Here is a 13,623-nt window from a genome sequence, read left to right on the forward strand (position 1 = left end):
GTCAGTTCAAGGTGTAGCTGAGGGCCCAGAAGTAGCGCAGCGGCTGCCAGGCGATGTCGCGCGCGTGGCCGGCGAGCAGGGCGTGGAACTCGGCCTCGCTGGGGAAGTTCTTCATCACCTCGTGCGTGCTGCCGTCGGAGAGCTGGCGCAGCTGGTAGCCGTTGCCCTCGGCATCGACGCGCGCGATCGGCGTGCTGTCGCCTTCGACATAGGCGTTGTCGATCAGCACCACGCGCGCGCCCGGCTGCAGCTGGGCGTGGAACTGCGCCAGCCACTCGGCCTGGCGCGAGCGCGGCACATGCGAGAACCACAGCCCGGCGAAGCCGGCGTCATAGGTCGAGGCCGCACCCGGCGCGACGAGGTCCAGCGCATAGGCATCGGCCAGGCGCAGCTGCACCTTGCCGAAATCCAGCGGCTTGGTCCGCGCGACTTCGAGCACTTGGGGATTCAGGTCCGTGCCCTGCCAGCTCAGCGCCTCGGCCGTGGCCTCGGGCAGCCAGAAGCCGGTGCCGGTGGCCACCTCCAGCACATGGCGGCCGGCGAACTGGCGGCGCAGCCAGGCCTTCATCGTGGCGATGTCGGCCTGGCGATGCGGCTTGGCGAAGACGCGCTCGTACTCCTGCGCGCGCTGCGCGTAGTAGCGCGGCATCAGCTCTTCTTGCGAGCGAACAGCGCTGGGGTCAGAGGTCGCCATAAAGCCTTCCGGGGTTGAAGACGCCTTGCGGGTCGAAGGACTTCTTCAGCTCGCGATGGATGCGCAGCAGCGGTGCACTCAGCGGCGCGAAGGCACCGCTGCCGCGCTTGTCCAGCGCGCGATACAGCGTCGCATGTCCGCCCAGCGCCGCGGCGGCCTCGCGCAGCTGCGCATCCGGCGCCGGCGTGGTGAGCCAGCGCTGCGCGCCGCCCCACTCGACCAGTTGCTCGCCCGGCAGATTCAGCACCGGCGCGGTCTGCGGCAGCGACAGGCGCCACAGCTTGGCGCCGCCCTGCACCGCACGCTCGGCGCCAGCGAAGAACTCGTCGCTCTGGTCGCGCAGCCCGGTCCAGAAGGGCAGGGCCAGCTCTTGCGGGATCAGGTCGCCGCCCAGCGTGCGCTGAGCCGCCTCGACCGCGGCACGCGCACCGGCCAGGCGCACGAGCAGCGCGCCGTCCCAGCAGGCGCTGGCCTGGATGGGCAGCGGCTGTCCGCCCCAGCGGTTCAGCGCCTGCAGCGCGGTGGCTGCGTCCATCTCGAAGCGCAGCGTCGCGCTGGCTACCGGCAACGGCAGCACCTTGATCGAGACCTCGGCAATCAGGCCCAGCACGCCCATCGCGCCGGCCATCAGCCGCGAGACGTCGTATCCGGCGACGTTCTTCATCACCGTGCCGCCGAAGTTCATCGCCTCGCCGCGGCCGTTGATCAGCGTGAGGCCCAGCACATGGTCGCGCACCGTGCCGGCGGCGGCGCGCGCCGGGCCCGAGAGGCCGGCGGCGACCATGCCGCCCACGGTGCCGCGACCACCGAAGCGCGGCGGCTCGAAAGGCAGATGCTGGCCCTGCGCGGCCAGCAGCGCCTCCAGCTCGGCGATCGTCGTGCCGGCCTTGGCGGTGACGACCAGCTCGCTGGGTTCGTAGGCGCTGATGCCGGCGAAGTCCAGCGTGCTGAAGGGCTCGCCCTGCGGCGCCTCGCCGTAGAAGTCCTTGCTGCCGTGGCCGCGGAGGCACAGCTTCCTGCCGGCCGCTGCCGCGTCCTTGATGCGCTCTTGCAAGTCCTGGATCGTCGTCATCAGAAACGCTCCAGCTCGGGGAAGGCCAGCAGCCCCTTCTTCACATGCATGCGGCCGTATTCGGCGCAACGATGCAGCGTGGGGATGACCTTGCCGGGATTGAGCAGGCTTAGCGGATCGAAGGCGCGCTTGAGTGAAAGCATCTGCTCGCGCTCCTCGGGCGAGAACTGCACGCACATGCTGTTGAGTTTCTCGATGCCCACGCCATGCTCGCCGGTCACCGTGCCGCCCATCGCGACGCTGGTCTCGAGGATCTCGGCGCCGAACTGTTCGCAGCGGTGCAGCTCGTCCGGATCGTTGGCATCGAAGAGGATCAGCGGATGCAGATTGCCGTCGCCGGCGTGGAAGACGTTGGCGCAGCGCAGGCCGTACTTCTTCTCCATCTGCTGGATGGCCAGCAGGATGTCGGCCAGGCGCTTGCGCGGGATGGTCGAGTCCATGCACATGTAGTCGGGGCTGATGCGGCCCGAGGCCGGGAAGGCATTCTTGCGTCCGCTCCAGAACTTCAGGCGCTGCGCCTCGTTCTCGCTGACCGCGATGCCGGTGGCGCCGCTCGCGCGCAGCACCGCGCTCATGCGCTCGATCTCCTCGGCCACTTCCTCCGGCGTGCCGTCGCTCTCGCACAGCAGGATGGCCTCGGCCGTCAGGTCGTAGCCGGCGTGGACGAAGTCTTCCACCGCCGCAGTCATCGGCTTGTCCATCATCTCCAGCCCGGCGGGGATGATGCCGGCGGCGATGATGTTGGCCACCGCGTCGCCGGCTTTGCGCATGTCGTCGAAGCTGGCCATGATGCAGCGCGCCAGCTGCGGCTTGGGCACCAGCTTGACGGTGACTTCGGTGATGACGGCCAGCATGCCCTCGCTGCCGACCACGACCGACAGCAGGTCCAGGCCGGCGGCATCCAGCGCCTCGGAGCCGAATTCGACCGCTTCGCCGTCGATGGTGAAGCCCTTGACGCGCAGCACGTTGTGAAGCGTCAGGCCGTATTTCAGGCAGTGCACGCCGCCGGAGTTCTCGGCCACATTGCCGCCGATGGTGCAGGCGATCTGGCTGCTCGGGTCCGGTGCGTAATACAGGCCATGCGGCGCCGCGGCTTCGGAGATCGCCAGATTGCGCACGCCGCACTGCACGCGTGCCGTGCGGGCATAGGCATTGATTTCGAGGATGCGCTTGAACTTGGCCAGCGCCAGCGTGACGCCCAGCGCATTGGGCAGCGCGCCGCCCGACAGGCCGGTGCCGGCACCGCGGGCCACCACCGGCACCTGCAGCGCATGGCAGATGCGCAGCACGGCGGCCACCTGATCTTCGGTCTCCGGCAGCGCGACCACCAGCGGTCGCTCGCGATAGGCCGACAGGCCGTCGCACTCGTAGGGGATCGTGTCCTCGGCCTGCCAGAGCAGCGCATGCGCGGGCAGCGCGGCCGACAGCGCGGCGACGACCTCGGCCTGCCGAGCGGCGCGGTCGATGCTGGTGCTGGTTTCAGCGGCAGTAGAGGGGGCGAGCACGGCGTTCACGCGGGGCACTCCAAGTTTGGAGGGCTACTGTAGCCTGCAGGCCTGGCGCCGGCGCTGACAGAAGTGCGTCTGCCGGTTCAAACGCTAGTGACCGGCAGGCGTGGAATCGCGGTCTCGCCCCATGCGGGCGGGTCCGGTCTCAGAGGCTGCGCCCCAGCGCCGCCGCCGCCTCGCGCAGCCTCGGCAGCAGCGTCAATGCCTGCGCCAGCGGCAGCCTCGCGGTTGGCGCCTGCAGCGCGACGGCGCAGCGGGCCGGCGCGCTGTCCTTCGCGCCGGGCTCGCGCACCGGCACGGCCACGCAGTTCAGCCCTTCGACGAACTCCTGGTCGTCCACCGCGTAGCCGTCGCGGCGGATGCGCTCCAGCTCGGCGTCGAGCGCGCGGCGCTCGGCCAGCGTGGTGGCGGTGTGGCGGGTCAGCGTCAGGCCGTCTAGCAGGGTCTTGCGCTGGCGGGCCGGCGCGAAGGCGAGAAACAGCTTGCCGCTGGCCGAGCAGTGCAGCGGCACGCGCGTGCCGGGCTTGAGCTCCAGGCGCAGCGGGAAGGCGGTCTCCACGCGGTCCAGGTAGATCACCTCGGCGCCCGACAGCGCGGTGAGGTTGCAGCTCTCGCCGATGTCGGCCACCAGGGCCTTCAGCACCGCATGGCGCACGCCCTGCTGCGCGCTGGCGGCCAGCAGCCCCTCGGCCAGGCGCAGGCTGCGGCCGGCCAGCGCATAGCGGCGGCCGTCGGGCTCGCGTTGCAGCAGGCCGCCGGTCTCCAGCTGGGTCAGCATGCGGTGCAGCGTGGGCTTGGGCCAGCGGCCCAGCGCCAGCAGCTCGGCCAGGCTTTGCGGCCGCCCCTGCGCGGCCAGCAGCTCCAGCAGTTCGATCAGGCGCAGGCCCGGTGAATCGTCAGTTGACGGCATGAATCTCGAAAATTGAGACAGATAAGCAAAAGAAAGCAAGACGATTGTCTGCGCTGGCTAAGCTGCGCGCAAATACCAAGGTCAAAGCGACGATCTGGCTGCACGAACAGCCGGGCGAGGAGACAAAGCGGATGGGCTATCGCAATGCCGTGATCACCGGTGCCTGTGGCGGCCTGGGCCAGGCGCTGGCGTGCGAGCTGCTGGCGCAGGGCGCCAGCGTCGCGCTGCTGGGCCTGGACCGCAGCAAGCTCGAAGCGCTGCGCGCGCTGGCGCCGGAGCGCAGCGCCGTCTACACGCTGGACATCAGCGATACGGCGGCGATGCGGGCCGTGGCCGACGACTGGATGGCAAGGCAAGGCGTGCCTGATCTAGTCATTGCCAATGCCGGCGTGGCCGGCGGCTTCGACACCGCGCAGCGCAGCGATCTGGCGGTGATGCGCCGCATGCTGGAGATCAACCTGCTCGGCGTGGCCACGACCTTCCACCCCTTTCTGGCGCCAATGCGCGCCGCCGGCCGCGGCAGCCTGGTTGGCGTGGCCAGTCTGGCGGGCTGGCGCGGCCTGCCCGGCAATGGCGCCTACTGCGCCAGCAAGGCCGGGCTGATCGCCTACCTGCAGAGCCTGCGCGCCGAGCTGCGCGGCAGCGGCCTGCATGTGGCCACCGTCTGCCCCGGCTATCTGCGCACCGCGCTGACCGCCGGCAACCGCTTCAAGATGCCTGGCCTGATGGAGCCCGACGCGGCGGCAAGCCAGCTGCTGGCGCGCAGCGCGAGCGGCGCCGAGATGATCGTGCTGCCGCGGCGCATGGCCTGGCTGGTGCGTGCGCTGGGCCTGCTGCCCGCCGCCTGGCACGACCGCATCCTGCTTGGCCAGCCGCGCAAGCCGCGCGTCGGCGAGGCCGGCGCCACCGCCATTCCCGGCCTGGCTGCCGAGGCCGAACGCCGCGACGACAGCACAAGTCTCGATAGCAAGACCTGACCCTGTTCCCTACTCTCCACATCCATGAGCACTTCCGATACCCGCAACAGCTATGCCGTGATCGGCGCCGGCCCCTCGGGCCTGGCCGCGGCGCGCAATCTGCAGAAGCTGGGCCTGCCCTTTGTCGGCTTCGAGACCTATGCCGACGTCGGCGGGCTGTGGAACATCGCCAACCCGCGCAGCACGGTCTACGAATCGGCGCACCTGATCTCCAGCAAGCGCATGACCGAGTTCGCCGAGTTCCCGATGGCGGACAGCGTGGCCGACTACCCCAGCCACCGCGAGCTCTGCGGTTATTTCCGCGCCTTCGCCGAGCACTTCGGCCTGCGCGAGCATTACCGCTTCAACGCCCGCGTGCTGCAGGTCGAGCCGGTGGGCGAGGGCGCTGCGCCGCTGTGGCGCGTGCGCTGGAGCGAGGGCGAGGGCGGCGAGGCGCGCGAGGCGCTGTTCAAGGGCGTGATCATCGCCAACGGCACGCTGGCCGAGCCGAACATGCCGCGCTTCGAAGGCCGCTTCGACGGCGAGCTGCTGCACACCAGCGCCTACAAGAGCGCCGCGCTGTTCGAGGGCAAGCGCGTGCTGATCGTCGGCGCCGGCAACTCGGGCTGCGACATCGCGGTCGATGCGGTGCACCGCGCCAGCAAGGTGGACATCTCGGTGCGCCGCGGCTACTACTTCGTGCCCAAGTATGTGTTCGGCAAGCCGGCCGACACGGTGGGCGGCATGAAGCTGCCGCCCTGGCTGAAGCAGAAGATCGACAGCGTCATCCTCAAGTGGTTCACCGGCGACCCGGTGCGCTTCGGCTTCCCCAAGCCCGACTACAAGATGTACGAGTCGCACCCGGTGGTGAACTCGCTGATCCTGCACCACCTGGGCCATGGCGATATCGGCGTTAAGGCCGACATCGCGCGCTTCGACGGCAAGACCGTGCACTTCAAGGACGGCACGCAGGGCGACTACGACCTGGTGCTGGCCGCCACCGGCTACAAGCTGCATTACCCCTTCATCGCGCGCGAGCTGCTGAACTGGCAAGGCCAGGCGCCGCAGCTCTACCTGAACATCTTCGCGCCGCGCTACGACAACCTGGCGGTGATGGGCATGATCGAAGCCAGCGGCATCGGCTGGCAGGGCCGCTACGAGCAGGCCGAGCTGATCGCCCGCGCCTTCAAGGCCAGCGGCACTGACAAGGGCGCGCGCTTCGCCGCCAAGAAGGCCGGCCCGGCGCCTGACCTCAGCGGCGGCTTCAAGTATTTGAAGCTCGAGCGCATGGCCTATTACGTCCACAAGGACACCTACCGCGCCGCCGTGCGCGCCGCCAGCGCCGAACTGGGCTGATTGCGCGTCCGCCCAGCCACTGCCAGCAAGCAAGCAAGAACGTCCACGGGAGGAGACCCCCACCATGCTGCCTGTCGACGAGGTCCGCCTCAACTTCAATCCCGCCTCGCTGGTGCTGCTCAATGTGGTGCTGGGCTTCCTGATGTTCGGCATCGCGCTGGACACCAAGGCCGAGGACTTCAGGCGCGTGCTGCGCATGCCCTTCGCGATGGCGGTGGGCATCGCGGCGCAGTTCATCGTGCTGCCGGCGGCCACCTTCGTGCTGACGCTGCTGCTGCAGCCCGGGCCCAGCATCGCGCTGGGCATGATCCTGGTGGCCTGCTGCCCGCCGGGCAATATCTCCAACATCCTGACGCACCGCGCCGGCGGCAATGTGGCGCTGTCGGTGTCGATGACGGCGATCTCCAATGCGCTGGCCATCGTGCTGATGCCCTTGAACGTGGCCTTCTGGGGCAGCCTGCATCCCACGGCTGCGCCGCTGCTGCGCTCGATCGCGCTGGACCCGCTGGAGATGGGCGGGCACATCATTGCGATCATCGGCCTGCCCTTCGTGCTCGGCATCGCCTTCGCGAACCGCTTTCCCGCGCTGACCGAGCGCATCAAGAAGCCGGCGCGCATCGCCAGCTTTGCCTGCCTGGTGCTGTTCATCCTCGCCGCGGTGGCCGGCAACTGGCGCTACTTCCTCGACTACGTGGGTCTGGTGATCGTCGCCGTGGTCTTGCACGACGCATTGGCCTTCGGCATCGGCTATGTCTGCGCCAGCCTCACCGGGCTGAAGGAGTACGAGCGTCGCGCCGTCTCCATCGAGGTGGGCATACGCAACGCCGGTCTGGGGCTGGTGCTGATCTTCGGCTTCTTCGGCGGCCTGGGCGGCATGGCGGTGGTGGCCGGCGTCTGGGGCTTCTGGGACATCATCGCCGGCCTGGCGCTGGCCAGCTGGTGGGGGCGCAAGCCGGCCGAGGGGCGACCGCAATGAGCAGCGCCAACGCATCGAAACGCATCCTCGTCACTGGCGGTGACGGCTTTCTCGGCCGCAGCCTGGTGGCGGCGCTGGCCGCGCAGGGCCATTACGTTGTCGCGCAGGACGTGCGCGCGGTGGCCGATGAGCGCCGCATCGCCGGCGTGATCTACGAACAGCAGGACGTGCGCGATGCCGCCGGCGTGATGGCCAGCATGGCGCACCACGGCTTCGATACCGTGGTGCATCTGGCCTCCATCGTCACGCCGGGGCGCGATTCGAATCGCGAGTTCGAGTACGCGGTCGACGTGGGCGGCACGCGCCATGTGCTCGAGGCCTGCGTCGCCCACGGCGTGCAGCACATCCTCGTCAGTTCCAGCGGTGCGGCCTATGGCTACCACGCAGACAACCCGGCCTGGCTGGACGAGAACGACGCGCTGCGCGGCAACGAAGTCTTCGCCTATGCGCACCACAAGCGCCTGGTCGAGGAGATGCTGGCCGAGTACCGCCGCACGCATCCGCAGCTGAAGCAGACGGTGCTGCGCATCGGCACCATCCTCGGCGAGCGGGTGGACAACCAGATCACCGCGTTGTTCGAGAAACCTCGGCTGATCGCGATCCGCGGCAGTGACAGCCCCTTCGTCTTCATCTGGGACGAGGACGTGGTCGGCGCCTTCCTGCATGCCATCGAGACGGGCAAGGCCGGCTGCTTCAACGTGGCTGGCGACGGCGCGCTGAGCATCCACGAGATCGCCGCCGCTTTGGGCAAGCGCACGCGCCAGTTTTCGCCGGGCCTGCTGCGCGCGGCGCTGTGGCTGGGCTCGCGGCTGGGCGTCTCGCGCTACGGTCCCGAGCAGCTCGATTTCCTGCGCTACCGTCCGGTGCTGGCCAACCAGCGGCTGAAGGAAGAGCTGGGCTACCGGCCGCGCAAGAGCAGCCGCGAGGCGCTGCAGTCCTTCATCGCGGCACGCCAGCAGCAGGGCCGGCCGCTGTGAGCGCCGCGCATACGCCGATGTCCGCGGGCGATGTGGCCCGCGTGCTGGCTGTCGTGCTGATCTGGGGCCTGAACTTCGTCGTCATGAAGCTGGGCCTGCAGGGGCTGTCGCCGATGCTGCTGGGCGCGCTGCGCTTCAGCGTGGCGGCGCTGCCGCTGCTGCTCTTCGTGCGGCTGCCAAAGCTGCCCATGCGCTACCTCGTCGGCTATGGCCTGGCCCAGGGGGTGGGCCAATTCGGCCTGCTGTTCACCGCGCTGCAACTGGGCATGACGGCGGGCATGGCTTCGGTCGTGATGCAGACGCAGGCTTTCTTCACGCTGTTGCTGGCTGTGCCGCTGCTGGGCGAGCGTGCGCTGCCACGCCAGTGGCTGGGCCTGACGGTGGCGCTGGCCGGTCTGGTGGCGATCGCCAGCGCGCACGGCCAGGGGCCGGGGCAGATGACGCTGATCGGCTTCGTGCTGACGCTGGGCGCCGCGCTGATGTGGGCGGTGTCCAACCTGGTCAGCCGCGTCGCGGCAGCGCAGCACGGAAGCTATGACCCGCTGGGCTTCATCGTCTGGAGCAGTCTGGTCCCCATCGTGCCCTTCTTCGCGCTGGCGGCCTGGCAGGACGGCCCGGTGGCGCTGCAGCAGCAACTGGCCGGTCTGGACGTGCGCGGCGTCGGCGCCGTGCTCTATCTCGCGCTGCTCGCCACTGTGCTGGCCTACAGCCTGTGGACGCGCCTGCTGCAGCGACACAGTCCGGGCCGCATCGTGCCCTGGTCGTTGCTGGTGCCGGTGGTCGGTCTGTGGGCCGCAGCGGCGGTGTTCGGCGAGCAGCCCTTGCCGCTGCAGTGGGTCGGCACCGCAGCCGTGCTGCTGGGGCTGCTGATCAATCAGGGGCTGCTGCGTCCGCAATCCATCTGGCGGCGCTGAGCAGGCGGCGCGTCAGCGTCGTCGCGCCGCGCTGGCCTTGGGCTTGGCGACTCTGCCGGTGCTGCTGCGGCTTCTTGCATTCGCGGCTGTGCGAGCAGCCGCGGTGCCGGCGCTTGCGACGGTACCGGCCACCGTGCGCGCCGCTGCGTCGACCATGGCGCCTGGCACACCGGCGGCCTTGCGCAGCGTCTCGCCGGCGGCATCGACGCCACCCTTGACCAGGGCGCCGGCGATGTTCTTCGCCGTGTCGGCGGCGCTGTCCTTCATCGCCTGCGTGGCGATCTGCGTGAACTGCTGGCTCAGCGCCGACCACCATTGCATCGGGTCCACGGCCGCTGCGGGCGGCACTGCAGCGGACGCAGCCGGGCCGGGGGGCGTCTTGCGACTGCTCTTGCGGGCTGGCGCTGCAGCCTTCTTCGCAGCAGTCGTCGCGGCACCCGCCATCAGGCCGGGCATGCTGCTGGCGGCCGCCGCTGCAGCCTGGCCCATCGCGGTGGGCGTCGCCAGCACATCGCGCAGATCAGCCAGCGGCACGTTCATGGTCTTCAGCGTGGACAGCGTCATGCGCTGCACCTCCAGGGCCTGGATGGTGGCGCCCAGCGTGCGCGCGTTCTGCTCCAGCCAGAACTGCACGGTGCGCAGTTCCTCGATGCGCTTTTCCAGTTCGTCAGGGTCTATGGTGGGCGCCACCCACTGGCCGATGCCGGGCAGTGCGGCGCCGGCGCTCTTCACCAGACCCTGGAGAAAGTCGAAACCGGGAACGAGTTTGACGAAGCTGCTGCTATCGGAGGACATCGCGGCTCCTGCAAGGGGGTTGGCCTGCGCGCATCCTACGTCAGTCAGTGCGGCCGCTCGATGCTCAAGGTGCCGCCCTGTTGCACGAAACGCAGCTTGGCCAGCAGGTCCATGCCCAGCAGCGGCTTGGACAGATCGGGCAGCACCATCACCGGCAGCCGCTCGGCGCGCACGCCGCCCATCAGCTCCAGATCGGCGCGGGCCATATGGCCCTCGACCACGCCGCCGGCGGTGTGGGTGCGCACCGGCGCCTCCAGCTGCAGCCCGGCCTGCTCGGCCAGGCGGCGCGGCAGCACCGTGCCGGTGGCACCGGTATCGACCAGGAAGTCGGCCTCGATGCCGTTGATGCGGCCCCGCCAGTGGAAGTGCCCATCCGGCCCGCGCTGCAGCACGATGCGACCTTCGTGCAGCTCGATGCGTGCCTGAGCGCTCTGATGCTCCCAGGCCTTGATGCCCAGGAAGACGGCCAGCGTCACCAGCAGCCAGATGGTGACGAGCTTGACGGTGTGCGGCAATTCCTTGTGGGTGCTGGGAGCCATGCCGCTACGATGCCACGGATTGGCCCGATTCTCCCGCTCCATTCCGGACGACCTCGATCATGCGCAGCCTATTCCACCTTGCCTTCAATGTTCGTGATCTCGAGCAGGCCCGTGCCTTCTACGGCGGTCTGCTCGGCTGTCGCGAGGGCCGTAGCGCGCCGACCTGGGTGGACTACGACTTCTTCGGTCACCAGATTTCGCTGCATCTGGGCGAGCCTTTCGCCACCGCAGCCACCGGCCGCGTCGGCGACAAGCTGGTGCCGATGCCGCACCTGGGCGTGATCCTCGAGCTGCCCGAGTGGCAGCGCCTTGCCGACAAGCTGCAGGCCGCTGGCGTGGCGTTCGTGATGCCGCCGCAGATCCGCTTCGCCGGCCAGCCCGGCGAGCAGTGGACGATGTTCCTGCTGGACCCCTTCGGCAACCCGATCGAGATCAAGGGCTTCAAGAGGCTGGAGGACGCCTTTTCAACTTGAGCAGCCAGGGGTCAGCGAAAGCCGATGCCTCTGCGTGAGCGCACCTCGGGCTTGAGCCGGTGCTCGGCCTCGAGCTGGGCGAGGAACTCGTCCGGCGTGAGGTTCTCGCCGAGGATCTCTTCCTGCTGGCGCACCGCGGCGAAATCGCCGGGCGTCAGCTGGTCCAGCGCGGCGAGGCGCTCTTGCTGGGCAGCGCTCAAGGCTTCGACCTCAGCCTCGGCGCGGAACATCGTCTCGCGCTGCGTCTCGGTCAGCGGCTTGAAGCGGATCTTGAAGGCGAAGCGGCGCAGCGCCGCCTCGTCGAGCTCGTCGAAGAGGTTGGTCGTGCAGATGAACACGCCGGCGAAGCGCTCCATGCCGGCGAGCATCTCGTTGACCTCGCTGACCTCGTAGTTGCGCTCGGCCATGCGCCGGCTGCGCAGGAAGCTGTCGGCCTCGTCGAGCAGCAGCACCGCGTTCTCCTGCGTGGCCGCTTCGAACATCCGCGCCATGTTCTGCTCGGTCTCGCCGACATACTTGCTGGCGATGTCGCTGGCCAGGCGCACCATCAGCGGCCGGCCCAGCGATTGCGCGATGTGCTCGGCCAGCGCGGTCTTGCCGCTGCCCGGCGGTCCGTAGAAGCACAGCAGGCCGCTGCCGCGGCGCTTCAGCGCCTCGACGATGCGCGGGATCTCGAAGCGCGATTCGCAGTTCAGCAGATCCAGCGCATAGCGGGTGACGATGCGGCGTTCGCCATGGCCGGGCTGCGCGTCATGACCCAGGGCCTTGTCGGCATTGAGCAGCTGGCGCGCTATCAATGCCTCGGCCGCCGCGGGCGGGCCGGCCAGCTGTGCGAAGCGCACCGCGGTGCGGATCTGCGCCGGCGTCAGGCCGCGGCGCTCGGCCAGGCGCGCGGCGAACTCGGCGCTGACCGGCATGTCGGCCAGCGCGCGCTGCACGATGGCGGCACGTGCGCCTGGCGGCGGCGACTTCAGCTCCAGGTGGTACTGGAAGCGGCGGCGGAAAGCCGGGTCGATCTGCTCGATGCGATTCGTCACCCATATCACCGGCACCGGATTGGTCTCGAGAATCTGGTTGACCCAGGCCTTGCCCGACACCGAGCCCGAGGCCGGCGCGTCCAGCGCGGCATCGAGCCGCGCCATCAGCTGCACCGTGTCGGTGGACAGCGGCGGGAATACGTCCTCGACCTCGTCGAAGAGCAGGGCCACGCTGCGACTGGCCTTGAGGAACTGCTGGCTGATCTGCAATGAGCGGTAGCGGTCGCGGCCCGACAGCGAGTGGCCGTCGCGGTCGGCGTACTCGACCTCGTAGAGTTGCAGGCCGGCAGCCTCGGCCGCCACCTTGGCCAGCTCGGTCTTGCCGGTGCCGGGCGGGCCGTAGAGCAGCACGTTGACACCGGCCTGGCCGCGCGCCACGGCTTCGCGCAGCAGCGTCGCCAGCACCTGCAGGTCCTCGGCGACGAATTCGAAGTCGCGCGGCGCCAGCTCGCTCTTCAGCGCCGGCCGCGTGAACACCGCCATCAGGTCGTCGGGGTCGCGGTACTCGCGCATCAGCACCGGCGGCAGCTGGTCGCTGACCTTCATCAGGTCGGCGAGATCGGTGATGTTGTGCTCGGAGACCAGGTTCTCCACCATGCCGATGCGCTCCAGCCGCGAGCCGGCGCGCAGCGCCTCGGCGACGTCCTGCGCATCGACGCCGGCCACCGCGGCGATCGCGGCATAGGCCTCCTGTGCGGTGTTGACCTTGAATTCGACCAGCGCCCCGCGCAGCTCGCGCTGATAGCGCGCCAGCGTGCCGTAGAGCAGCAGCGCGCGCTCGGCGGGGTTCAGCTGCAGCAGGCCGGCCAGCGCATCGATGTTCTTCTCCACCAGCGTGGATTCGCGCTTGAGCTGGCGATCCAGGTAGTCGCAGGTGGTGGCCAGCAGGGCCATCATGTCCTTGGGCGCGTCCTTGATGTACTCGTCCAGGTAGAAGAACAGCGTGGCTTCGGCAAAGGGTCCGTTCCACACGCCGTGGCGGTTCAGGAAGGCCTCGTCCGACAGGGCCTCGTGGCCCCGCCACAGCTCGTTGCCCTGACAGCGCTGCGCCAGATAGGCGCGCAGGCGCTGCAGCACGCGCAGCGGCCAGACCAGATGGCGGCCGGTGAAGGACAGCAGGCCGTTGAAGTCGCGTCGCAGACTGAAGCGCGAGCCGTGCTTGACGGTCAGGGTGAGCACGAAGTGCGAGCACATGCGGTCCAGCACCGGCGCTTCCTTCAGCCCGGGCGAGGCGAGCACGCGCGTGCTGCAGACGCTATGACTGCTGCTGCTACTGCTGCTGCCGCTGTCGGCGAGACGCTTGCGCATGGGCACGACTCCTTGCGCGACGGCCACCCGGCGTGGGATGTCTGTCTTCTTGTTCTGCGTCGCGCGCCGACCGACTTTCGCGCAGCGCCGGCGCGCTGACAAGAGGCT

General features: G+C 69.3%; 13 protein-coding genes. 6 read left to right on the forward strand and 7 right to left on the reverse strand.

Going from position 1 to position 13,623, the window contains the following annotated elements; genetic code table 11:
* Position 1 precedes the first annotated feature (1 nt).
* The 4 genes from AC2EBS_RS11155 to AC2EBS_RS11170 all read right to left on the reverse strand — a co-directional run bounded on the left by AC2EBS_RS11155 (position 2) and on the right by AC2EBS_RS11170 (position 4,184).
* Positions 2 to 694 (reverse strand): class I SAM-dependent methyltransferase, encoded by a 693-nt coding sequence (locus AC2EBS_RS11155; RefSeq protein ID WP_484728493.1) that lies wholly within the window; start codon positions 692 to 694, stop codon positions 2 to 4.
* Positions 681 to 1,766: a glycolate oxidase subunit GlcE gene (gene glcE, locus AC2EBS_RS11160; RefSeq protein WP_484728494.1), complete on the reverse strand. Its 1,086-nt coding sequence runs from the start codon at positions 1,764 to 1,766 to the stop codon at positions 681 to 683. Before glcE ends, AC2EBS_RS11155 begins: the two co-directional genes overlap by 14 nt.
* Complete coding sequence (locus tag AC2EBS_RS11165) at positions 1,766 to 3,280, reverse strand: FAD-linked oxidase C-terminal domain-containing protein (RefSeq protein WP_484728495.1); 1,515 nt, start codon at positions 3,278 to 3,280, stop codon at positions 1,766 to 1,768. The genes glcE and AC2EBS_RS11165 overlap by 1 nt, the downstream gene beginning before the upstream one ends.
* A gap of 139 nt (positions 3,281 to 3,419) precedes the next feature.
* Positions 3,420 to 4,184 (reverse strand): IclR family transcriptional regulator, encoded by a 765-nt coding sequence (locus tag AC2EBS_RS11170; protein ID WP_484728496.1) that lies wholly within the window; start codon positions 4,182 to 4,184, stop codon positions 3,420 to 3,422.
* 131 nt (positions 4,185 to 4,315) lie between these two features.
* On the opposite strand from AC2EBS_RS11170, the gene AC2EBS_RS11175 reads away from it, so the two are divergent.
* The 5 genes from AC2EBS_RS11175 to AC2EBS_RS11195 all read left to right on the forward strand — a co-directional run bounded on the left by AC2EBS_RS11175 (position 4,316) and on the right by AC2EBS_RS11195 (position 9,363).
* Entirely contained in the window at positions 4,316 to 5,161 is an 846-nt protein-coding gene (locus AC2EBS_RS11175; RefSeq protein ID WP_484728497.1) for an SDR family oxidoreductase, read from the forward strand.
* Positions 5,162 to 5,185: 24 nt separating this feature from the next.
* A complete protein-coding gene (locus tag AC2EBS_RS11180; protein WP_484728498.1) occupies positions 5,186 to 6,496 on the forward strand; it encodes a flavin-containing monooxygenase in 1,311 nt (436 codons plus the stop codon).
* Positions 6,497 to 6,560: 64 nt separating this feature from the next.
* Complete coding sequence (locus AC2EBS_RS11185; protein WP_484728499.1) at positions 6,561 to 7,472, forward strand: bile acid:sodium symporter family protein; 912 nt, start codon at positions 6,561 to 6,563, stop codon at positions 7,470 to 7,472.
* Positions 7,469 to 8,449: an SDR family oxidoreductase gene (locus tag AC2EBS_RS11190; RefSeq protein ID WP_484728500.1), complete on the forward strand. Its 981-nt coding sequence runs from the start codon at positions 7,469 to 7,471 to the stop codon at positions 8,447 to 8,449. Before AC2EBS_RS11185 ends, AC2EBS_RS11190 begins: the two co-directional genes overlap by 4 nt.
* A gap of 17 nt (positions 8,450 to 8,466) precedes the next feature.
* Positions 8,467 to 9,363 (forward strand): EamA family transporter, encoded by an 897-nt coding sequence (locus AC2EBS_RS11195; RefSeq protein ID WP_484728501.1) that lies wholly within the window; start codon positions 8,467 to 8,469, stop codon positions 9,361 to 9,363.
* Positions 9,364 to 9,375: 12 nt separating this feature from the next.
* Here the strand turns inward: AC2EBS_RS11195 and AC2EBS_RS11200 are convergent, their stop codons facing one another.
* Together AC2EBS_RS11200 and AC2EBS_RS11205 are read right to left on the reverse strand one after the other, a co-directional pair.
* On the reverse strand, positions 9,376 to 10,158 hold the full coding sequence (locus tag AC2EBS_RS11200; RefSeq protein ID WP_484728502.1) for a PhaM family polyhydroxyalkanoate granule multifunctional regulatory protein: 783 nt from the start codon (positions 10,156 to 10,158) through the stop codon (positions 9,376 to 9,378).
* A 44-nt stretch (positions 10,159 to 10,202) separates the two neighbouring features.
* Entirely contained in the window at positions 10,203 to 10,697 is a 495-nt protein-coding gene (locus AC2EBS_RS11205) for a retropepsin-like aspartic protease family protein (RefSeq protein ID WP_484728503.1), read from the reverse strand.
* Positions 10,698 to 10,756: 59 nt separating this feature from the next.
* On the opposite strand from AC2EBS_RS11205, the gene AC2EBS_RS11210 reads away from it, so the two are divergent.
* Positions 10,757 to 11,170: a VOC family protein gene (locus tag AC2EBS_RS11210; protein WP_484728504.1), complete on the forward strand. Its 414-nt coding sequence runs from the start codon at positions 10,757 to 10,759 to the stop codon at positions 11,168 to 11,170.
* Between the two features lie 11 nt (positions 11,171 to 11,181).
* Here the strand turns inward: AC2EBS_RS11210 and AC2EBS_RS11215 are convergent, their stop codons facing one another.
* A complete protein-coding gene (locus tag AC2EBS_RS11215; protein ID WP_484728505.1) occupies positions 11,182 to 13,515 on the reverse strand; it encodes an ATP-binding protein in 2,334 nt (777 codons plus the stop codon).
* Positions 13,516 to 13,623: the final 108 nt, after the last annotated feature.

Source organism: Roseateles sp. T103 (assembly GCF_057219915.1).